The following is a 21365-nucleotide window of genomic DNA, read 5'->3' as shown; positions in this document are numbered from 1 at the left end:
TTTTTGAACACATATAAGAAATGATAAGATGAATAGAGATAAAACCAATAACGTTTCTGCATTCTTTTTTGATATGATAGAGATGAGCATATAACGAAGAATGTTGATTGAGGTGAAAATATGTTAAGTGCTAGAGCTATAGTAAACAGATTCAAGTTAAATTTAGTAGCCGGAGAAGAAGGATTGGATCGTCCGATTCATAATACAGATATTTCACGCCCAGGTTTGGAAATGGCGGGGTACTTTTCGCATTATGCGTCTGACCGTATTCAATTATTAGGGACAACTGAATTATCATTTTATAATTTATTACCAGATAAAGAACGACAAGGCAGATTACGTAAGTTATGCCGTCCTGATACACCGGCAATTATCGTTACACGTGATATTGAGCCGCCAGAAGAATTAGTCAATGCGGCACAAGAGCTCAGTGTACCATTACTCACATCTAAAGATGCGACAACAAGTTTAATGAGCCGATTAACTACATATCTTGAACATGAACTTGCGAAAACAACATCTTTACATGGTGTATTAGTAGACGTATATGGTGTAGGTGTTTTAATTACTGGTGATTCTGGTATCGGTAAAAGTGAAACAGCGTTAGAGTTAGTAAAACGTGGACACCGTCTTGTTGCGGATGATAATGTGGAGATTCGTGAAATCACGAAAGATGAATTGATTGGTAAACCACCGAAATTAATCGAACATTTATTAGAAATCAGAGGACTTGGGATTATTAACGTAATGACGTTATTTGGTGCAGGTTCGATTTTGACAGAGAAGAAAATCGGTTTGAATATCAATTTGGAAAACTGGGATAAAGATAAGCTATACGACCGTGTAGGTTTGAATGAAGAAACCTTACGTATTTTAGATACTGAAATCACAAAGAAAACAATTCCGGTAAGACCGGGTAGAAATGTGGCAGTTATTATTGAAGTTGCGGCGATGAATTATCGCTTGAACATTATGGGCATCAATACAGCTGAAGAATTTAACGAACGTTTAAATGCCGAAATACTTAGAAAAAATGAACACAAAGAGGAGTAAGCTAGATGTTGTTTAACTTAGGTTATATTGATCCGGTGGCCTTCAACTTAGGCCCGATTGATGTGCGATGGTATGGGATTATTATTGCCTTCGGCATCTTATTAGGTTATTTTATTGCGCAGGCGACCGCAAAGAAAGTAGGCTATCATCAAGATGCATTGATTGATATTATCTTTTGGAGTGCTATTTTCGGCTTTGTGGCAGCACGGATTTATTTCGTGATTTTCCAATGGCCATACTACGCCGCAAATCCTTCAGAGATACCGATGATATGGCATGGCGGCATCGCCATTCATGGTGGTTTGATTGGTGGATTTATCACAGGCATTATTGTGTGTAAAATGAACAATCATAACCCTTGGCAAATTGGAGATATTGTTGCACCAAGTATTATCTTAGCGCAAGGTATTGGACGTTGGGGGAACTTTATGAACCATGAAGCACATGGGGGGCCTGTGTCTCAAAGTTTCCTAGAGAACCTTCATATTCCAAGATTTATTATTGATAATATGTATATTGATGGCCAGTACTATCAACCGACTTTCTTATATGAATCAGTTTGGGATGTGCTTGGCTTTGCGTTATTACTATTTTTACGTAAGCACTTAAGAATTGGTGAAACATTCTTCTTATACTTGATTTGGTATTCAATCGGCAGATTCTTTGTCGAAGGTATGCGTACAGATAGTTTAATGTTGACAAGCAATATCAGAGTGGCACAGGTGATGTCTGTTATCTTGATTATTATCAGTGTCGTTATGATTATCTATCGTCGAATGAAGAAACAACCACCTAAATTTAAAGATGCCAGAAACTTGGCATGGCCGAAATAAGAGGAGATTAAATGAGACGTTATAAAAAAGTAGCGGGCAGTCAATCGAAGATTAATCCGCTTTGGAGAATGTATCATTTTATCACAGTGAAAAAAGCGTTTAGACAAACGATTATGATTGAAATTGCACGGTATATTCCATCGTTGAAATTAAAACGATGGATTTACCGTGCTTGTTTAGGTATGCAGGTTGGAAAGCACACAGCTTTTGCCTATAAAGTGATGCCGGATATCTTATATCCGCATCTAATTCAAGTTGGAGATAATTGTGTGATAGGGTATAATACAACAATATTGACCCATGAATTTTTAGTTTCAGAGTTGAGAGTGGGAAAAGTTGAAATCGGTCATCATACATTAATCGGTGCCAATGTGACAATTTTACCTGGTGTTAAAATTGGTAGTCATGTCAAAATCGGTGCAGGTACGGTAGTTAATAAAGATGTACCAGATGGCGCTTTAGTTTTCGGCAATCCCATGCAGATCAGATTATAAGTGAGAGGAGGGGCAATACAATGACATCAGAACCATCTAAAAAAGTGATTCCAATGACGCAAGATGCATCACTTTTTAAACGACTGGCAGCGTCAAAACTAAAACATAGAGATTATCAAAAAGCCGCAGAGTACTATCATAAAGTCCTTGAATTGTCGCCTTCTGACTTTGAAGCGCTTCAAGATTATACAACCGCACTGACTGAAGTGGGCCAAGCTAAGCAAGTTGTTGGACGTTATTATGATTTCATTGCGAAAGGTGAACATGTAGAATCATCCTATTATCAACTCAGTCAAATATATACGAATTTACAAGATCCGAATAAAGCATTTTGTTTCGGGATGAATTATGTGTTGCTGTCAGAGGATGAAGACTATAGAAAAGAACTAGAAGAAACCTTTGAAGTTGTCTATAAGGATGTAGATGTACTTGAAAAAGAGAGCCAAGTATTCGCAGTTCAGATTATTTTTCAATATCTTTTCTCTCAAGGCAAGCTAGAAGAAGCGAAAAAGTTTATTCAACGCCAAGAAATGACAGTACGTACGCATGAAAGTGTACGCAATTTATTAGCAATGATACATCTGTATTTAGGAAACTATGATATCGCACGTAATATGTTGAAACAGCTTTTAAAAGAAAATCAGACGGATGTTTATGCATTATGTCATTATACGTTATTACTTTATAACACAAATGACAAAGCTTATCCGAACTATCTGCAATCATTGTCTAAAGTTGTACCAATGAATGATGAAGAAAGTTTCAAACTTGGTATTGTCCTCAGCTATCTACAAAAGTTCAGTGCTTCGCAAAAATTATTGTATCCTTTGTTTAAAAAAGGTAAATTCATTTCCATGCAAATGTTTCATGCGTTAAGCGTCAACTTTTATCACCTGGGAAATAAAGAGCAAAGTAAGGTGTTTTGGGAAAAGCTTGAAGCAATGACAGATACACCTCCAGGACCGCCACCTTGGTTGATTTCTGAGAAAAATCTCTATTTCCATTCGCATATTGCGCCGCTATTGATTAGTGAAGACAGCCATGAACGTATTTATGGGATTTTCTTATTAGAACAGATGAATGGCAGAGAACTATTAATTACAGAAGAAATTTGGAATGTATTAGAAACGATGAATGAATACGAAAAACTATATCTGACATATTTGATAAAAGGATTGAAATTAGTCAAATTAGATTTCATTCATCGAGGCATGTTAACCTTGTATGAGAAAGAGGCTTTAAGAGAATATCAATCTTTATTTGTACATTGGATTGATCGAGCTGAAGGAATCATTGCACAAGAATATGATTTGGAAAAAGTAGAAGGGTATGTGGCAGCGTGTGTATATCTCTTCTTTAAAACACGACCCGATGCTTATACGAAAAAAGCTATTACAGAATGGTTCGGTATATCTATGTACCGTTTGAATAAATCAATTGAAATTCTACTAGAAGTTTAAAAGTTGTGTATGTAAAATAGTACAATTCACAATTTGAGCATAAAAGTATATTTCAAGAAAGCTCTATCTTATAATGAGTGTGATTAAATACTAGGAGGCAAGAAGAATGACTAAACAACAACCTGATTATGATGTTGTAATTATCGGCGCAGGCCCAGCAGGTATGACTGCAGCCGTATATGCTTCTCGCGCGGACTTAAAAACTGTAATGATCGAACGTGGTGTGCCAGGCGGACAAATGGCAAACACTGAAGATGTTGAAAACTTCCCAGGATTCGAATCAATTTCTGGTCCTGACTTATCAACAAAAATGTTTGATCATGCGCAAAAATTCGGCGCTGTTTATCAGTACGGCGATATTAAAGCGATTGAAGATAAAGGCGATATTAAAGAAGTCTTTTATGGAGATAAATCTGTTACTGCATATGCGGTGATTATCGCAACAGGTGCAGAATACAAAAAAATCGGTGTGCAAGGTGAAGAAGAACTTGGCGGCCGCGGTGTAAGTTACTGTGCAGTATGTGACGGTGCATTCTTCAAAGGCAAAAACTTATACGTTATCGGCGGTGGAGACTCTGCAGTAGAAGAAGGTAACTTCTTAACTAAATTTGCGGACAGTGTTACTGTCGTTCACCGTAGAGATAAATTACGTGCACAAAAAATCTTACAAGATCGTGCATTCAAAAACGAAAAAATGCACTTTATCTGGAATCACACATTAGCATCTATTAATGAAAAAGACGGTAAAGTCGGCTCAGTTACTTTACAATCTACAGTAGATGGTAAAGAAGAAACATTAGACGCTGATGGTGTATTCGTTTATATCGGTATGAAACCTTTAACTGCACCGATTGTTGATTTAGGTATCACAAACGAAGCAGGTTACATCGTAACAAACGAAGAAATGGAAACAAAAGTTCCTGGTATCTTCGCAGCAGGCGATGTGCGTGAAAAAGGTTTACGACAAATCGTTACAGCTACTGGAGACGGTAGTATCGCAGCTCAAAATGCGCAAGGCTATATCGAAGAATTGAAAGATAAACTAGAAGCAGAAGAAGCATAATAAAAAACGAAGAAGGTTTGAGTAGTGCATGAAGCGGTTTAAACCATGCATCTATTCAAACCTTTTTACATATTCCATAGTAATCATGTTCAAGTTAGAATGTAATATGATACTATGATAAAGATAAGGATATTATGAGCGAATTAATTACAGGATGGTGTCGTTATGCAACATGAAGAAAATGAAGTCGTAAATAAGAGTGAATTATTAGTGGTTACTGGTATGTCGGGGGCTGGGAAGTCTGTAGTTTTACAGAGTTTAGAAGATTTAGGGTACTTTTGTGTAGACAATTTACCACCGATTTTACTGCCGAAATTTGTGGAGTTGATGGAGCAAGGCACACCATCTTTACAAAAAGTAGCAATTGCGATTGATTTACGCGGTCGCGAATTTTTCAAATCCTTAGTAAAAGAAGTAGATTTTTTACGCAGCAAGAATCGCATTATAGTAGACGTGATGTTTGTCGAGGCAAGTGAAGCAAAATTAATTTCAAGATATAAAGAAACACGCCGTGCACACCCATTAAGTGATAACGGTCAAAATTCATTGATTAATTCTATTAGAGAAGAACGTCAATCATTATCTGAAATCCGTAGTTTTGCGAACTTTGTCATAGATACAACAGACTTAAATCCAAAAGAATTACGTGCAAAAATAAACAAATTGTTTAATAGAGATGATATCGAAACATTTAGTATTAGTGTAACGAGCTTTGGCTTCAAACATGGCATCCAACAAGATGCAGATTTAGTCTTTGATGTGAGATTCTTACCGAATCCGTTTTATGTAAAAGAGTTACGTCCTTTAACCGGTAATGATGACGCTGTATATCAATATGTCATGAAATGGCAAGAAACAGCCATCTTTTATGATAAGTTATTAGACTTATTGAAATTTATGATTCCGGGCTATAAAAAAGAAGGCAAGACACAATTAGTGATTGCGATCGGATGTACAGGCGGACAGCATCGTTCTGTTGCCTTAGCGAAACGATTAGCCGAAGACTTGAATGATAGTTACGACTATAATGTTTACGTTCATCATAGAGATGCACATATCGAAAGTGGCGAGAGAAATGAAAAAGCTTAAAATCGTATTAATCGGGGGCGGTACAGGTTTATCTGTATTGGCTCGTGGTTTAAAAGATTATCCTATCGATATTACCGCAATTGTGACGGTAGCAGACGATGGGGGAAGTACAGGTAAAATCAGAAGTGAAATGGACATTCCCGCTCCTGGGGACATCCGTAACGTTATTGCGGCCTTAAGTGATACAGAACCGACTTTAAAGGAGCTGTTTCAGTACCGCTTCAAAGAGAATCAAGTGGAAGGTCATTCAGTAGGAAACCTATTGATTGCGGCACTGACAAATATTATGGATGACTTTGGTCATGCGGTTAAAGAATTAAGTAAAATTTTAAATATCAAAGGACGCGTGATTCCTTCAACGAATTCTAGTATTCGTTTAAATGCGGAGATGGAAGATGGAGAAATCGTGTATGGTGAGTCTAATATACCGAAGCGTCAAAAAACAATTAAGCGTGTCTTTATAGAGCCTGCAGATGTGCAGCCGATGGAAGAAGCGGTAGAGGCATTAGAAGATGCGGACTTAATCGTATTAGGCCCTGGTTCATTGTATACGAGCGTAATTTCCAATTTGTGTGTGCCAGGTATCGGTGAAGCGATTGTGGATAGTGCGGCACCTAAAGTTTATGTTTCAAACGTGATGACGCAACATGGCGAAACAGATCATTTTGATGTGATGGATCATATTCAAGCAATGCATAATCACATGAAAACAAATTTTATTGATTATGTGATTTGTTGTGAGAATCATCAGTACAGTAAAGACATTTTAGAAAATTACCATAAAGAACAGGCAGAACCTGTGACTTATCATAAAGAATCGATTGAAGCGGCAGGTATTGAACCCATTACTGCACAAGATTTAGTCCATGTTTCTTCGAAAAATCGTGTGCGCCATAATACAACACGCTTAGCACGCATGATTTATGAATTGGCACTTGATTTAACAAGCACAATCCAATTTAATCCGAAAAATAGAAAATTTTAAAGAAGGGAATGGCGCGGCATGAGCTTTGCATCAGACATGAAAAATGAATTGACAAGAATCGATGTCGATGATAAAAATGCGCGAGCGGAACTTAGCGCATTAATACGGATGAATGGTGCACTCAGTTTGTCGAATCAGCAATTTGTCATCAATGTACAAACTGAAAATGCGACAACAGCCAGACGTATATACTCTCTGATTAAGAAAGTATTCAATATTGAAGTTGAAATTCTTGTTCGAAAGAAAATGAAGCTGAAGAAGAACAACATTTATATCTGCAGAACGAAAATGAAGTCTCGTGAAATCTTACATGAACTTGGTATCTTAAAAGACGGTGTGTTTACACACGCTATTGATTTAGATTTGATTCGTGACGATGAAATGAGACGAAGTTATTTACGCGGTGCATTCTTAGCTGGCGGTTCTGTGAATAATCCAGAAACATCTTCTTATCATTTAGAGATATTTTCTTTATACGAAAGTCATTCAGAAGGCTTAACTGCTTTAATGAATGAATATGAATTGAATGCGAAACATTTAGAACGTAAAAAAGGAAATATCGTTTATTTGAAAGAAGCGGAGAAAATCTCTGATTTCTTGAGTTTAATCGGAGGTTATCAAGCGATGTTGAAATTTGAAGATGTGCGTATTGTCAGAGATATGCGTAATTCAGTAAATCGCTTAGTAAACTGTGAAACAGCTAATTTAAACAAAACAGTTAGTGCAGCGATGAAACAAGTTGAAAGTATTCAGTTGATTGATCAAGAAATCGGCATTGAAAACTTACCAGACCGTTTAAGAGAAATTGCGAAATTGCGTGTGGAAAATCAAGATGTCTCTCTAAAAGAATTAGGAGAAATGGTTTCTACAGGCACAATTTCGAAATCAGGTGTTAATCATCGTTTACGTAAGTTGAATGAGTTAGCAGATAAGATTAGAAGCGGTGAACATATTGAAATGTGATAAAGAAAAGCAGTCACTCATTTGAAAATTGAAATGAGTGACTGCTTTTTATCGTTATTGATCTACGACTGATTTTTTCGGAATTCCTAAAGCTATAATAAAGCCGATGAAATTCACGATTGATAATACAATGAACATCATTTTAAATGACTGCATATTGTTTAACAACTGCATAGACAATACAGGTGCAATCGCTGTACCGATAAATAACATAAAGGTATTGATAGATAAGAAGAAGCCTTTATCTTTAGTAGTCAGTAGACCGATTTGTGATATCACAGAAGGAATCACAAAAGAGATACCTGCGATAAAGATAACACTGAACAATGTGATGATAATGAGATTGTGTGTCACGCCCATCAGTATCAATGAGATACCTGCAGTGATTAATGAGATTAGAATAATACGTTTTACACCGATGAAATCACTTATGCGACCTGCAGATAACGCTAATAACATACCAATTAAACCAAATAGCTTCACTGATGATATTGTCGTTAAATCAGCGTTGATTGGGTCAGATGTCAAATATTCATTTAGCAGAGCATACATAGAAACAAATGACGTTAAGATAGTTAATGAAACAAAGAAACATAATACAATGCCTTTATTATCAAAAATATGTCTCATGTTTTTAAAGAACACTGAGAATTTTGTATCAGGCATATGATAAGGACTTTTCGGAATAGCTCGGTAAATCCAAACAATCAGCAATAAGTAAACAACAGTCAATACGAAGTAAACGATACGCCAACTCATATGTGCGGCGATAATATCACTTAAGTTTTGACCGATAACACCAGATAACATGAAGCTGGTACTAATAAAACTGATTGCGGTAACACGTTTATGAATAGGGAACACTTCTGTCACATATGTTAATGACACAGGTGAGAAGCTTGCGGTAGCTATTCCTTGTAAAACACGTACAATCAGTAATAGCGCAAAGTTATGAATAAAGCCGATCGCAAAAGTTGTAAGTGTGAGCATAGCCAAGCCGATTAATATGACCTTCTTCTTACCAAACTTGTCGGCAATGATTCCATAAAACATACAGCTGACTGAATAAGAAACTGAGAATACCACACCGATTAATGTTGTGGCACCTTCGCTTAAATGTAATTCTTTCCCCATAATCGGCATTAAAGGAATGGCAGAGTAAAGACTGCACATAACCGCAATACCTGAAATAAAGAATACAGTCGTAATTAAATTATAATTGAGCGACGGTTGTTTCAAATATATCCTCCCTTTCTATGATGAATTGTTTAATAAAGATTATATTGATGAACCTTAATATAAGTGTATCGCATATATGTTGTGGAAGTGTGAAGATTGAAACAATGCTTGTTTCAAATTAAAAATGCATGATTCATTTTAACACAAACAAATTATAATGAAATAGATAGAAATATTATTGAAATATTGTGACAATAAGCTTTGGTCAAATAAAAATACCTTTCTCGTAAAATGAGAAAGGCATTTCAATCAATATTAAGATGTTGCGGGTTGTTGTGTATGTTTCTTATTGCGCATAAAATCTATCGCAATACCAATTGCAGTTAAGATAATAAATGGTAGTAACCAAGCCAATCCTAAATCAGATAATGGCAAGAATTGATAGACTGCATTTAGTGGTTTGATCAGTTTAAATGTGTTGAAGATTTCAAGTACTGAAATAATTAATGTTGAAATCGTCGGTAAAATATAAGCGATTTTTAATTTTGTCGGAATCGCAATTGCGACAAATGAAATCAGTACCAACACAATAGAAATCGGATAAATAAATGTCAGTAATGGAACTGCGATTTGTAAAATCATGTTGAGCCCTAAGATTGAAATTAAGAATCCGACTACTGAGAATGACAGTACATAAGTCTTGTATGAAATTTGTGGGAACTTCTTCAATCCGAATGCAGAACTTGCGTTCACCAAGCCGATACAAGTTGTTAAACAAGCTAAAATTACAATCATACCGAATAAAATATTTCCGAATGATCCGAATAATCGTACTGAATTATATGTTAGAATGCTTGCGCCATTATCAAAGCCTGGTTTGCTTGTCGTGATACCTAAGTATGCTAATGAGAAGTAAATCACTGTTAATAATAACGCTGAAATCAGACCTGATAAGATAACGTTTCTCACTATCTTTTTGCTGTCTGAAATACCTGCGAGTTTAAAGCTTTGTACGATAACGACTGAGAAGGCTAAAGCTGCTACTAAGTCCATTGTGTAGTAACCTTCTAAGATTCCTGAAATGAAAGGTGTTTCCGCATATTTATCATGTGGTTGTCCGACTTTTCCTTCAGGATTAATAATCGCTGCGATACATAAAGCACCAATAATCAATAATAGGGCAGGTGTTAAGATTTTCCCTAAGTTATCGACAATTTTTGTTGGGTATAAAGCGATTAACCCTACAACAATAAAGAATACAAGGGAGAAACCTACCAATGTCCATGTGTTGTGAATAGGCAGAATCGATTTTGCGCCGATTTCATAAGCCACGTTCGCAGCACGTGGAATCCCGTATAGTGCCCCGATAGATAAATAAATACAAACTGCAAAAATAAACCCGAATTTAGGATGGACGCGGTCCCCGATAAACTCCACGCCACCATCATAATAGGCAATGACAATGACTGTGATGTAAGGTAATAAAATACCTGTAATCGCAAAACCTGTCATACCTGTCCACATATTGCTTTGCGCGGTATATCCGAGCATAGGTGGAAAAATCAAGTTGCCTGCTCCGAAGAATAACGAGAAGAGCATTAAACCTGATATTAGAATTACTTTTTTCATAATAACCTCCTGGTGTTGAAAACTTCTCTCTATTTACAAAAATTTCTGACAATTTATGTAGATGAATTTCTTTCAAACAAATAAACTTTAACACATTTCTAAATATTAAAAAAGCATATATTCAGATATTTTAGATGAAATGAAAGAAATTAATTGGAAATATCGTGTTAAAGGGAAAAGAGTAACTAAAAAATTGTAGAATTGATAATTTATTGCATGATTAATAAATTGGAATTGGAGTGTAAAATATATATTGAAGAAGTGAGCCTAGTTTATTATTAGTGTAATGGATTACTACTCTGCTTTTAAGAGAGTTCATTTCTTTTGAGGTTCATATTAGGAAGTTGAATTTAATTTCAAAAATGATGTAGTTCTTGCAATATAAATGTGCTTGTACAAGCAACCAATGGTATTGTTGAAAAGTTAATGTTGAATTTAAAAAACTAATCATAAGAACAGGTTTTTGTATTTCATGGATTTGATTAAACTTTATTATGAAAGAAGTGAGTTATATGGCTACTAAAAGTTTTACAACTGAATATAAATTTACAGCTCAGTCAGCACCCAATTTACTAAAAGCTATTAAACAACTTAAGTAATACTATTTGTTAATTGTTTCAAATTATATATATAAAAATAATTATTTGAATATTTTAACTTACGCCGCTATTAGCGGTGTTTTTTATTAAAAGCTATTTTGATTTTTTAACAACTGCCCGATGACTTAAATAGCAAAATAAAAGAAACGCTGATACATCAACGTTTCAAAGGTTTCAAGTTAATTAATATTAACTACATAACCCCCTCGAAGGGAGAAAGTAGGTTGTTTTTCAATTTCTTTCATTATCAAAATGCCTTTATAAAAGGGTTTTTGGTTATATCATTATCATTCGTTTATATCGAATATCAAATCATTTTCCCTAATTTTTCCTTATTATAAGTTGTCCATGAACTTAATAAACTGATTATCTTCACGCTCATAAGTTTCTTCTAATAAGTGCAGGTAAACGGATTGTGTGACTAATGTTGAAGAGTGTCCCAGTCGTTTTGAAATATATTGAACACTGTAACCATTATGAATTAACACAGAGGCGTGGGTATGTCTTAACGCATGTGTGGTAATACTTTTGATACCTAATTTCTTACAAGCATTGTTTAATGCTTTATTAACCGATGCATTGGTAATAATAGAACCGTTAACTGTAAAGACATAGCCGTTAATGTCAGATGGTCTTTCATCGATAAATTCTCTAACTTTATTTAAAGTTTTCGTATCAATGCTTATAGTACGATCTGATGTAGTTGTTTTTGTACCAGGTAAATGAACCTTGTTTTCTCCTACATAAAAATCATTACGCTTCATATTGGCAATCTCAGAAAACCGCCCACCTGTAACAAGTCCCATAAGTAAAACCAATGATGAAACACTGTCTTTTTCTTCAAGGTAATGCTTCAACTTTTTATACTCAGTGTGACTTATGAATTTTAATTCTTCGCTTTTACTAGGGTTTGCACCGCTTAATTGTGCTTTGAATGTGGGATTGCGTAAAACTAATCCTTCGTGAATCGCTTGATGGAAACAATTACGAACGGAGCTATTTAATTTTCTCACGCCATCTATATTATGATTGCTACCATAATGATTTATGAATCGCTGGTAGTCTGATGGTTTTATGTCTTTTAGAAATGTATTTTTAAAATGCTTTTCAATATGATTATGCATTGAAACATAGCGTGTTAGAGTTTTTGCTGACACGTGGGGCTTCTTGTTGACCTCATACCACTGTTTGAAGTAGTCTGCAAAGATCACATCATTATTGATATTGTATCCAAATTTTAAATTATACTCCATATCATTAGCATGTACCTTTGCTTCTTGTTTCGTACGGAATCCGCCTTTTTGATACTTCTTATATTTACCGTCATCATCTTTGTATGAAATGATGTAGCGCCATGTTTTACCATTCTTTTGTTTTTCGAATGAAGCCATCTTAATCACCCTGTTTTAAATTAATAATCCTTTCACGAAATTCTTTTAACCTTTGTGGGTATTTGAATTCATAAACAGTGTACATCGGTTCGCCTTTAATTGCATCATAAAAATAATTGGGTGCCTGTTTTAATTTATTAGCTATTATGAGTGATTTACTTTCTATAATTCGAGACTTTTCGATTGCATTTTCGATGTCTTTATCAGATTTAATTTTAGATTCACACGATAATAAATCTAAATATTCAGAACCGATTTCAATTATTTCATTTATCGAAACGGAATTTTTATCTTCTTTCTTTGACAACACATTATTTTCTTTAGATAGCAGTTGTTTGTATAAATCTAAAAAATAATCATAATCAATATTATAAACATCCATCCCTTTTTTCTTTAAAATGTTGTATATTTCTAATGCTTCATCAAATATATCATAAGAGTAAAAATAAATATCGCCCTCATTTAAGTATGCTTTATTAGCTAATTGATATATTTTATAAAAAGCGGGAAAATTTTTTAAAGTATCGCTTTGTCCGGTGTTTTTCATTTCTTCATTAATTTTAAATATTAAATAACTTGGAACATCCAAACCTTTACTATATGTCGTAACTTCATTTACTCCTATATTCCTCTTTTTATTTTCATGATTAGAAATGGTGTTTTGGCTAAAGCCAGTAGTTTTACTTAAATCTGATTGTGTCATTGTTTTGTATTTTCTTATTGATTTAATAATGTCACCTAAATAGTTTTGGTTTTCCACTATGATTTTCACACCCTTTCTCTTGGATATTACCACATGTGTAAAAGTATCTCAATTTGTAATATATATGGTTGCATTAAATATCTCGTTATGAGATAATATTTTTGGGAGGTGATAATATGATTACTAAAAAGGCAGAATTAAAAAATAAATTTTTAAAACCAAAAAATAAATTGAAAGAAGAAAGGTTGAAAAGAGAATTATCCGCCTCTTATGTTGCTAACCTTATTGGAACTGATAGAAGGCAGTACGAAAAGAAAGAAAAGGGGTTTTATTCTTTTCATGACTATGAAATTATAATTATCTGTGAAGCACTTAATATTGATAAAGAAGTGTTTTTTATTTAAAGATAAATATCTCGTTTTGAGATAAAGAGAGAGGGGGAACTAAGATGCTTGAAACTAAAGATTACACAATCACACTACTTGAACATAAGACACTGTGGACGATGTACGATCTAATGGCGCATACGAACAAAAGCAGAAATACATTATTAAAAAAGTTATTGTTGAACCCAAAGCACCAATCGAAAATTGCAGAATTCACGCATGCACCAGCACATAAAAATGACCATTGGTCTTTTGTTGCTAAGTATATGAAGCAATACATCGAAGAAAATCACAATCGAATATTTTAGAAAGCAGGTAACTGACATGAAACAACAAGTGATTATTACTAAGTCAGTTGTAGGTTGGTACAACATAAAAGACACTAACCACAATCTATTACTCAATATTGCACCAGACGTTTTTAAAGAGCATTTTCCAGAAGTCAGCGAAGATATTTATATTGCATGTATGGAATTGGAAATTAACAGAATTTTAGAACTGAAAAATAAGAAAAAGGTAGGTAATTAAAGTGAAAATTAAGCAAAGATATTATTTGTCAAAAGTAGTTAAAGTATTAGAGAAAGTTTTAGATGAGAAGGACAAAGATGTTTTCTTATCAGCGAAAGACAGATTTAATTCAATTACTTATCATAAATATAGCGATACAGCATTTTACGAATACATTTTAAAGTTAGTTCATAAAGAGTTGTTTAACATTCTTGCAGAGCTAGATTTTGAAGATGAGGCATTTCCAATCATTGATGAAGTGACTATGACATTAAGCGACGTTATGAACGGAGATGAGGAAACTTACTACTATACCGTCAAAGACAGTGCAGGAGAGCATGAACACACAACAGATCGTGAAGGATATGTGATTGGGATTTTAGAATGGGCATTAGATTATATCGTTGGAAATATCGAAGTGGAGGACATTTAAATGAATGTAAGAATTATCGACTTAATTTGTGATATTGAAGTGATTAAAGAAAAGTTCGAGGATTTAAAAAGTACGCATGGTTGGTTTATTTCAGAAGCGTTTCCGTATAATCAACTGAATAATATGGAAGATGTAAAGAATCATGGGCGCCGTTATGATGAACAGCGTATTCACTGTGAACAATTATTTGACTTAATGTACACATATATTGAGCAGTTCGATGAGGTCATTCAAAAGTTCCATGAATTAGAAAAAGCGTCATCAGTGAAGTCGGGAAACGAAACTGATAACGCGTAAAAATGAATCACAAAAGAAAGGAGAAACCTCTCTATGTTTAATCTGAATTATGATGATGAACTTCATGTAACATTATATCAAAGTTTGACATCAAAAGGAACAGATAACGTAAAAAATATAAAATGGTCTGACTGGTGCGAGTTTTTAACTCGTCCAGTTATCAGCCCTAATAAATATGCTAACGGTTTAGCGATTTATGGAGATATTGACGATGGTGTAGATGAGAAAACGGGTGAGGTTTTACACCATCGTAGAAAAGATGAAAATGTAATGTATCGACAAGTGTTTTCTTTGGATTATGACGATATCGACAATATGAACCGATTTCTAAATAACGTTAAAGATAAGATGAAACATTTTGCATATTTTATATATAGCACATTCAGACATCGTGATATACATGATGAGAATGATAAAAACTTACGTCCTAGGTTTCGTTTATTGATCCCTGTAGACGATATTTTAGAGCCTGACGAATACACAAAGTATGCTGGAGCGTTATCAAGGTATATTGGAGAACCGATTGATGAATCATGCTTTAAACCAATTCAATTATCAGCATTACCCGTTATAAGTAATAAAGACGCACCATATCATTGGTATAACAATGATGCTCCCTTCATCACACGTGACCAATTGAATAAATGCCTTGCTAAGTTCCCTCTCAATGCAACTCAGAGCGAATCTCAGAATATTATAGTCAAATATAAGAGACGTGACAGCGCATATTGGCGTGATATTGCATTTGGAGTTAGTGAAGGTGAACGGAATCAAACCTTAGCTTCATTAATAGGTTATTTGTTGCGTAGATATGTAGATCAATATTTGGTCTATGGTCTGGCAAGTGCGTGGGCAATGACATGTACACCACCAATTGAACAAAAAGAAGTAAATAAAACATTCGAAAGTATTTTAAAAAGAGACAATCAAAATAAGAAGGGGGGTTTCTGATTGAGTGAAGTAACTAAAGAAGATGTATTCGAGTTAATCGAAAAAACTAACTATATGACCAATAACGACGATTGGCGCAGTAAATTAAGACGAACAGCAACAACTAATGCATTAAAAAAGACAACAACTAACGCAGAGATTATTTTAGGCAACGATGGAAGTTTAAATAATTTAGTTCAATATGATGTATTTGAAAATGTCACTAAACTTAAACGCCTTCCTTACTGGCGTTCAAAAGACGATACAAATTACTATTGGGCTGATATTGACACAACGCATGTTATTTCTCATATAGACAGAGTTTATCATGTGCAGTTCAGCCGTGATGTTATGGATAGTGTTATAGAAAAAGAAGCTTATCAAAACAAATTCCACCCTATCAAATCACTTATTGAAAGTAAACAATGGGACGGCGTAAAAAGAATAGAAACACTTTTTATTGATTACTTAGGTGCAGAAGATACACATTATAATCGTGAAGTAGCTAAAAAATGGGTGATGGGAGCAATTGCCAGAATATACAAACCCGGTATTAAATATGACACAATGGTTATTTTATACGGTAAACAAGGCGGGGGTAAATCAACACTGGCGAGCCGTATGGGTGGTCAATGGTATAACCAAAGTATTAATACATTCAAAGGTGATGAAGCATACAAAAAGCTACAAGGTTCATGGATTTGTGAAATTGAAGAACTATCAGCCTTTCAAAAATCTACTATTGAAGATATTAAGAGTTTTATCAGTGCGGTTGTTGATATTTACAGAGCTTCATACGGCAAACGTACTGAGAGACACCCACGTCAAAGTGTTTTTGTAGGTACAACGAACAACTATGAGTTTTTAAAAGATAAGACAGGTAATAGACGTTTCTTACCGGTTACTACTGATAAGGATAAAGCAACTAAAAGTCCGTTTGACGATCTAACACCTGAGGTTGTTCAACAAATGTACGCAGAAGCTAAAGTATATTTTGATAAAAATCCTATCGATAAAGCATTGCTTTTAGACAAAGAAGCCTCAGAAACTGCTTTAGAAATGCAAGCAGAACATTCAGAGAAAGATACACTTATCGGTGAAATAGAGGACTTCCTAGAGCAACCTATACCATCTGATTATTGGTCGTTAAGTTTACATGATAAACAGATTTTATTCAATGGTGTAAATGGTACAAATTCAGATAATCACAGATTCTCTTTTTATAACGACGGTACTTTATTCTCATTAGATGGTTCAAAGCCCGGTCAATATGTATGGCGTGATAAGGTTTGCAGTAAAGAAGTTTGGAAAGTGATGATGGGCAGAGATGACCAGCCTCAACCTCATCATCTACGTAAGATTGATGAAGCACTTAGAAATACACGCTATTGTGGGATAAAGAAAAAGAAAAAAAGATTCGGTGAAGGTATGGGACCACAACACGGTTTTGAGGTTGATATGTCACCATACTATAAAAAAATGGTTAGAAAGAATGGAAATTCTGGAACGTTGGAACGGTAATGGAACACCGATGGAACGCTCCGAACCTTTGTGAGAGTAAGTGCCATGCTATAAGTGTTCCAGTGTTCCACTAACTTTGCTCTAAACTTTAGAAAAAATAACTAAAATATCTCAAAGTGTAGGGGTAAAATCATGGAACATTGGAACACTAAAGCTATACCCCTTGTGGCAGTAAGATTCAAAGGTGTTCCATAGTTGTGGCATAGCATGGAACGTTGGAACGTTTACTAGAATAATGGAGGTTGAAAATGAACAAAAATAGATTGAAAAATAAAATCTTGGAATATATCAAGACTCATAAAGAAACATCATTTGTAGAAATAGAAAGGATATTTGAAGAAAATAACTTCAATTACAAAGGAGATATAGCATATTTAAGCGGAGAAAACACCAATGTTGTATTTTGGATTGGTTGGAATGAGGAAGCTTTCAAGCTAATTTCTGATTTAAAAAGAGAGGGAGATATAGAAATGAAAATATGTCCGCCAATATATTATATAATCGATGGTAAATGTTTGGAGTTGCCGATTGTAAAGTCAAAGAACATCAAAACAGAACATTGGTTACCTGTTGCGTTTTCAGTTGTATAGCGTAGATACACTGATCTAAATAATCCCCACGTTACGTTGTGGTTCAGCTGAACCACAACGAAAGAATACAAAGCGTTACAATCCCTTGCCACAACTAGCGTTATATACCCTAGTGTGGTATAATTTAGATAAATAAATCGAACGTATGTACTAAAAAAGAACTAGTGTTCTTATTAATAGAAAGCAGGTGAAAAAAAGTGCCGAAGTGGTTAGACAAGATACTTGGAATCAAACAATTAGAACAACAAGCAACAAAACAATATGAAATGTTAACGGGCAACTTTCGCGCATTAGGCAGTTTCAACGGGGACGCATGGAGTAATGAAATATATCGCAGTGCAGTTGATACCATCGCCCGACACATTGCCAAGTTATCCGGTAAGCATGTCGCAAATGGTATGCGTGATGATAACTATTCAAAAATCAATCGAATATTAAGACATCGCCCTAATCCTTATATGAGCGGATATGACTTTTTATATAAAGTAGCTACTCATTACTATTTGTATAATAACGCTTTTATCTTAATCCAAAAGGACGCAAACGGTAATCTCAGCGGACTATATCCTTTATCAGCTTCAAGTGTTGAGTATGTGGTTGATGGTTCAGGTGAAATGTATTTGAAATTCCTATTTAACAGCGGTGATATTGTACATTTTCATCATTCAGAGGTAGCGGTGTTACGTCGTCATTTCAATTCAAATGAGTTATTAGGCGATACGAATGACGCAATCATGAACACGTTAGATCTTGCTTATACACAACAAGAAGGTCTCAGCAATACCATTAAAAACTCAGCGCAAATCAGAGGTTTGTTGAAATACAATCAGACATTAGCACCTAAAAAGCTGAAAGAAGCCAAAGACGAGTTCATGAACAATTATATGACGATGGATAATAACGGCGGTGTCATTCCTTTAGATGCTACTTTGGATTATGTCCCATTGAGTTTAAATGAGGCAGATATTGAAACGCCACAAATTCAAGCCGTCAAACAAAAGATATATGACTATCTAGGCATTAATGAAGCTATAATCACAGGTAACTATAGTGAAGACCAATGGCAATCATTCTATGAATCTATCATTGAACCATTCGCCATACAGTTATCCTCAGAATTGACAGATAAGGTATTTACCGAACGTGAACAGGCATTCAGCAACCGTATTATTTTTGAAGCGTCACGTCTGCAGTATGCGAGTACGAAATCAAAAGCTACTGTGATTAAAGAGTTGTTGCCACTAGGATTATTAACAATCAATGAAGCAAGGGACTTAATGAATCTGTCTCATGTTGAAGGCGATGACGGCGATTCACGCATACAATCCTTGAACTATATAGAAAAACAATTAGCAAAACAATATCAAATCGGAGATAAGGAGGCGACACCTGATGAAAGAGATTAGAAGTGCAGAAATACAAGCAGAAACTCGAGACGATGAAATGGTACTTGAAGGTACAGCAATCGTCTTTGATAAACCTGCACTGATTAATACACCGACAGGCTCATATACTGAAGTCATCAAACGTAATGCGCTGGACGGTTTAAAATTCAATGACACACGTTTATTAGTGTCACATGATCATAACCGTTTACCATTAGCCAAATCTCCTAAGACGATGAAAATATGGCGAGATGATGCAGGCATGCATTTCAGGGCAGTATTGGCAAATACCGAAGAAGCCCATTCAGTCTATGAAGCTATCAAACGTGGAGATATGTCAGGCGTATCATTTGGTTTCACAGTATCAGACGGCAGTCGATACGATGTAGAAACACGCACACGTACAATTACAAAGATAGATAAAGTATTAGAGTTTTCTGTGGTAAATTTCCCTGCTTATTCAGAAACATCTGTTGAAGCCAGAAGTCAAATGCAGGAAGCAGAAATGAGACAACAGCAAATTAATAAAGCGAAAATCAATTTAAATAAACTATTTATGAAGGAGTTAAAATAATATGTTCAATACAGTACAAGAAGCATTTAACCATTATCGCAATGCATCGCTTGAAGATATTGAAACACGCGCTGGGGAAATCAGAGGCACAATCGAAAATGACCCTGAAGCAGATGTGACTAAGTTAAATATCGAGATTGAAGGATTAAACCAAGCGAAAGAAAATATCAAAGAAAAGGAGCAGGAACAAGTGGAACAACGTTCATATAATCCAATTACAGGACAACAATTTAAAACTCAAGATGTACCAAAAGAAAATATCTTTGGTTCAGATGAATATAGATCAGCATTTTTCAAAACAATGTTAGGACAAGAATTATCTAACGTGGAACAACGTACATTCAATCATGCAATGGATTTACAAAAAACTGAACATCGCGCAGATGAGTTTACATCTTCATCAAATGCGAGTGCGGTGATTCCTGAACAAACATTGAATGAAGTCATTCGTCGTGCTAGAACACAAGGTGGATTACTAGCTAATGTACGTTCATTCAATATGCCTACTAAAATCCGTATCCCAATTAGTACACCACAAGAACGTGCAGAATGGCATACAGAAGGCGCATATGTTGAAGCAGACAAAGCAGTTACAACAGCCGTGTCATTTGAAGCGAATGAGATTATTAAAATCTTCAGCATTTCAGTTAAAGCAAAAACAATGTCAATCTCAGCTTTCGAATCATATCTTGTTGAAGAATTGACTAACTGTGTTGTTGAAGCAATTGAATATGCACTTATCAATGGTACAGGTAAAAACCAAGGTCAAGGTATCTTAACAGGTATCACATGGGATAAGTCAAACAGCTTAACACTAACAGGCAAGTACACAGACTTCACACAAGCGCTAGGAATGCTTGCACGTGGTTATGCACAAAATGCTAAGTTCGCAATGAGTAATGCAACATTGTATAACCAAGTATACGGTGTGATGGATGCTAACCAAAGACCTATCTTTATCCAAGATGCACAACGTGAGAATGTCGGATATATCTTTGGTAAACCCGTTATCATTGATGACAATATCGAAGACGGTACAATTCTATTAGGTGACTTTAATTATATCGGTTATAACTTGCCACAAGGTATTATGCTTGAAAGTTCACGTGAGTCATCATTCCGTTCTGGTCTGATTGATTATCGTGCTATGGCAGTTGCAGATACACGTGTATTAGTTGATGAAGCATTTGTGAAGTTATCGGGTTCATCTACAACATCATCAGCATCAGCATAATATTATAAACCAGTTAGGGCATCAGTGATTAGCTGGTGGGGGTCGGGACATAAATGTTCTGACTTCT

The 21365-nt window shown here is 35.0% G+C and carries 23 protein-coding genes; 19 read left to right on the top strand and 4 right to left on the bottom strand.

The window, feature by feature from the left end; genetic code table 11:
• The first annotated feature begins 120 nt into the window (after nt 1-120).
• The 8 genes from hprK to whiA all read left to right on the top strand — a co-directional run bounded on the left by hprK (nt 121) and on the right by whiA (nt 7940).
• A complete protein-coding gene (hprK, locus tag HMPREF3031_RS05260) occupies nt 121-1053 on the top strand; it encodes an HPr(Ser) kinase/phosphatase (RefSeq protein WP_002481551.1) in 933 nt (310 codons plus the stop codon).
• Nucleotides 1054-1058: 5 nt separating this feature from the next.
• Entirely contained in the window at nt 1059-1886 is an 828-nt protein-coding gene (gene lgt, locus HMPREF3031_RS05255; protein WP_002481552.1) for a prolipoprotein diacylglyceryl transferase, read from the top strand.
• Nucleotides 1887-1897: 11 nt separating this feature from the next.
• Nucleotides 1898-2380 (top strand): acyltransferase, encoded by a 483-nt coding sequence (locus tag HMPREF3031_RS05250; protein WP_002481553.1) that lies wholly within the window; start codon nt 1898-1900, stop codon nt 2378-2380.
• A gap of 20 nt (nt 2381-2400) precedes the next feature.
• On the top strand, nt 2401-3840 hold the full coding sequence (locus HMPREF3031_RS05245) for a tetratricopeptide repeat protein (RefSeq protein WP_002481554.1): 1440 nt from the start codon (nt 2401-2403) through the stop codon (nt 3838-3840).
• A 106-nt stretch (nt 3841-3946) separates the two neighbouring features.
• Nucleotides 3947-4903, top strand: coding sequence for a thioredoxin-disulfide reductase (gene trxB / locus HMPREF3031_RS05240; protein ID WP_002481555.1), 957 nt, complete (start codon nt 3947-3949; stop codon nt 4901-4903).
• Nucleotides 4904-5068: 165 nt separating this feature from the next.
• On the top strand, nt 5069-5992 hold the full coding sequence (gene rapZ, locus HMPREF3031_RS05235; RefSeq protein ID WP_002481556.1) for an RNase adapter RapZ: 924 nt from the start codon (nt 5069-5071) through the stop codon (nt 5990-5992).
• Nucleotides 5979-6977 carry a gluconeogenesis factor YvcK family protein gene (yvcK, locus tag HMPREF3031_RS05230; protein ID WP_002481557.1) on the top strand — a complete coding sequence of 333 codons (999 nt, stop codon included), beginning with the start codon at nt 5979-5981 and terminating at the stop codon, nt 6975-6977. Before rapZ ends, yvcK begins: the two co-directional genes overlap by 14 nt.
• A gap of 18 nt (nt 6978-6995) precedes the next feature.
• Entirely contained in the window at nt 6996-7940 is a 945-nt protein-coding gene (gene whiA / locus HMPREF3031_RS05225; protein WP_002481558.1) for a DNA-binding protein WhiA, read from the top strand.
• Between the two features lie 54 nt (nt 7941-7994).
• On the opposite strand, the gene HMPREF3031_RS05220 is transcribed toward whiA, so the two are convergent.
• The 4 genes from HMPREF3031_RS05220 to HMPREF3031_RS05205 form a co-directional block, all read right to left on the bottom strand.
• The gene (locus HMPREF3031_RS05220) at nt 7995-9179 is read right to left on the bottom strand and encodes an MFS transporter (protein WP_002481559.1); all 1185 of its coding nucleotides are present in this window, start codon (nt 9177-9179) and stop codon (nt 7995-7997) included.
• 255 nt (nt 9180-9434) lie between these two features.
• A complete protein-coding gene (gene brnQ, locus HMPREF3031_RS05215) occupies nt 9435-10748 on the bottom strand; it encodes a branched-chain amino acid transport system II carrier protein (protein ID WP_002481560.1) in 1314 nt (437 codons plus the stop codon).
• A gap of 934 nt (nt 10749-11682) precedes the next feature.
• Entirely contained in the window at nt 11683-12738 is a 1056-nt protein-coding gene (locus tag HMPREF3031_RS05210; RefSeq protein WP_070724667.1) for a site-specific integrase, read from the bottom strand.
• Nucleotide 12739: 1 nt separating this feature from the next.
• Nucleotides 12740-13498 carry a helix-turn-helix domain-containing protein gene (locus HMPREF3031_RS05205; protein WP_105165378.1) on the bottom strand — a complete coding sequence of 253 codons (759 nt, stop codon included), beginning with the start codon at nt 13496-13498 and terminating at the stop codon, nt 12740-12742.
• A gap of 119 nt (nt 13499-13617) precedes the next feature.
• Between HMPREF3031_RS05205 and HMPREF3031_RS05200 the strand changes: the two genes are divergently transcribed.
• The 11 genes from HMPREF3031_RS05200 (at nt 13618) to HMPREF3031_RS05150 (ending at nt 21298) form a co-directional block, all read left to right on the top strand.
• Nucleotides 13618-13845, top strand: a complete 228-nt coding sequence (locus tag HMPREF3031_RS05200) for a helix-turn-helix transcriptional regulator (RefSeq protein ID WP_061054849.1) — start codon at nt 13618-13620, stop codon at nt 13843-13845.
• A gap of 44 nt (nt 13846-13889) precedes the next feature.
• Entirely contained in the window at nt 13890-14135 is a 246-nt protein-coding gene (locus HMPREF3031_RS05195) for a DUF771 domain-containing protein (protein ID WP_061054848.1), read from the top strand.
• A gap of 16 nt (nt 14136-14151) precedes the next feature.
• Nucleotides 14152-14355 carry a pathogenicity island protein gene (locus HMPREF3031_RS05190; RefSeq protein ID WP_070462531.1) on the top strand — a complete coding sequence of 68 codons (204 nt, stop codon included), beginning with the start codon at nt 14152-14154 and terminating at the stop codon, nt 14353-14355.
• A 1-nt stretch (nt 14356) separates the two neighbouring features.
• Nucleotides 14357-14767 (top strand): pathogenicity island protein, encoded by a 411-nt coding sequence (locus tag HMPREF3031_RS05185; RefSeq protein ID WP_070724666.1) that lies wholly within the window; start codon nt 14357-14359, stop codon nt 14765-14767.
• Complete coding sequence (tscT, locus tag HMPREF3031_RS05180) at nt 14768-15064, top strand: type II toxin-antitoxin system toxin TscT (RefSeq protein WP_070724664.1); 297 nt, start codon at nt 14768-14770, stop codon at nt 15062-15064. It abuts the gene before it with no gap.
• Nucleotides 15065-15097: 33 nt separating this feature from the next.
• The gene (locus tag HMPREF3031_RS05175; RefSeq protein WP_070724661.1) at nt 15098-16015 is read left to right on the top strand and encodes a primase alpha helix C-terminal domain-containing protein; all 918 of its coding nucleotides are present in this window, start codon (nt 15098-15100) and stop codon (nt 16013-16015) included.
• Entirely contained in the window at nt 16016-17515 is a 1500-nt protein-coding gene (locus HMPREF3031_RS05170) for a virulence-associated E family protein (protein WP_070724659.1), read from the top strand.
• Nucleotides 17516-17763: 248 nt separating this feature from the next.
• A complete protein-coding gene (locus tag HMPREF3031_RS05165) occupies nt 17764-18105 on the top strand; it encodes a pathogenicity island protein (RefSeq protein WP_070724657.1) in 342 nt (113 codons plus the stop codon).
• A gap of 197 nt (nt 18106-18302) precedes the next feature.
• A complete protein-coding gene (locus HMPREF3031_RS05160) occupies nt 18303-19511 on the top strand; it encodes a phage portal protein (RefSeq protein WP_070724655.1) in 1209 nt (402 codons plus the stop codon).
• The gene (locus HMPREF3031_RS05155; RefSeq protein ID WP_070724653.1) at nt 19498-20064 is read left to right on the top strand and encodes an HK97 family phage prohead protease; all 567 of its coding nucleotides are present in this window, start codon (nt 19498-19500) and stop codon (nt 20062-20064) included. The genes HMPREF3031_RS05160 and HMPREF3031_RS05155 overlap by 14 nt, the downstream gene beginning before the upstream one ends.
• 1 nt (nt 20065) lies before the next feature.
• Nucleotides 20066-21298 carry a phage major capsid protein gene (locus HMPREF3031_RS05150; protein WP_060804151.1) on the top strand — a complete coding sequence of 411 codons (1233 nt, stop codon included), beginning with the start codon at nt 20066-20068 and terminating at the stop codon, nt 21296-21298.
• The last annotated feature ends 67 nt before the right edge of the window (nt 21299-21365 follow it).

The sequence above is a fragment of the Staphylococcus sp. HMSC072B07 genome, from assembly GCF_001815505.1.
GTDB lineage: Bacteria > Bacillota > Bacilli > Staphylococcales > Staphylococcaceae > Staphylococcus > Staphylococcus simulans.
Note: the sequence above shows the minus strand (reverse complement) of the source record. Positions and strands in the feature narration are given on the sequence as shown.

What these genes read in the sequence shown, in the direction of transcription:
- HMPREF3031_RS05165 (WP_070724657.1), top strand. Translation starts at nt 17,764, where the DNA reads ATGAACAAAAATAGATTGAAAAATAAAATCTTGGAATATATCAAGACT.
- tscT (WP_070724664.1), top strand. Translation starts at nt 14,768, where the DNA reads ATGAATGTAAGAATTATCGACTTAATTTGTGATATTGAAGTGATTAAA.
- HMPREF3031_RS05195 (WP_061054848.1), top strand. Translation starts at nt 13,890, where the DNA reads ATGCTTGAAACTAAAGATTACACAATCACACTACTTGAACATAAGACA.
- yvcK (WP_002481557.1), top strand. Translation starts at nt 5,979, where the DNA reads ATGAAAAAGCTTAAAATCGTATTAATCGGGGGCGGTACAGGTTTATCT.
- trxB (WP_002481555.1), top strand. Translation starts at nt 3,947, where the DNA reads ATGACTAAACAACAACCTGATTATGATGTTGTAATTATCGGCGCAGGC.
- HMPREF3031_RS05200 (WP_061054849.1), top strand. Translation starts at nt 13,618, where the DNA reads ATGATTACTAAAAAGGCAGAATTAAAAAATAAATTTTTAAAACCAAAA.
- hprK (WP_002481551.1), top strand. Translation starts at nt 121, where the DNA reads ATGTTAAGTGCTAGAGCTATAGTAAACAGATTCAAGTTAAATTTAGTA.
- HMPREF3031_RS05210 (WP_070724667.1), bottom strand. Translation starts at nt 12,738, where the DNA reads ATGGCTTCATTCGAAAAACAAAAGAATGGTAAAACATGGCGCTACATC.
- whiA (WP_002481558.1), top strand. Translation starts at nt 6,996, where the DNA reads ATGAGCTTTGCATCAGACATGAAAAATGAATTGACAAGAATCGATGTC.
- HMPREF3031_RS05190 (WP_070462531.1), top strand. Translation starts at nt 14,152, where the DNA reads ATGAAACAACAAGTGATTATTACTAAGTCAGTTGTAGGTTGGTACAAC.
- HMPREF3031_RS05245 (WP_002481554.1), top strand. Translation starts at nt 2,401, where the DNA reads ATGACATCAGAACCATCTAAAAAAGTGATTCCAATGACGCAAGATGCA.
- HMPREF3031_RS05175 (WP_070724661.1), top strand. Translation starts at nt 15,098, where the DNA reads ATGTTTAATCTGAATTATGATGATGAACTTCATGTAACATTATATCAA.
- rapZ (WP_002481556.1), top strand. Translation starts at nt 5,069, where the DNA reads ATGCAACATGAAGAAAATGAAGTCGTAAATAAGAGTGAATTATTAGTG.
- brnQ (WP_002481560.1), bottom strand. Translation starts at nt 10,748, where the DNA reads ATGAAAAAAGTAATTCTAATATCAGGTTTAATGCTCTTCTCGTTATTC.
- HMPREF3031_RS05150 (WP_060804151.1), top strand. Translation starts at nt 20,066, where the DNA reads ATGTTCAATACAGTACAAGAAGCATTTAACCATTATCGCAATGCATCG.
- HMPREF3031_RS05250 (WP_002481553.1), top strand. Translation starts at nt 1,898, where the DNA reads ATGAGACGTTATAAAAAAGTAGCGGGCAGTCAATCGAAGATTAATCCG.
- lgt (WP_002481552.1), top strand. Translation starts at nt 1,059, where the DNA reads ATGTTGTTTAACTTAGGTTATATTGATCCGGTGGCCTTCAACTTAGGC.
- HMPREF3031_RS05155 (WP_070724653.1), top strand. Translation starts at nt 19,498, where the DNA reads ATGAAAGAGATTAGAAGTGCAGAAATACAAGCAGAAACTCGAGACGAT.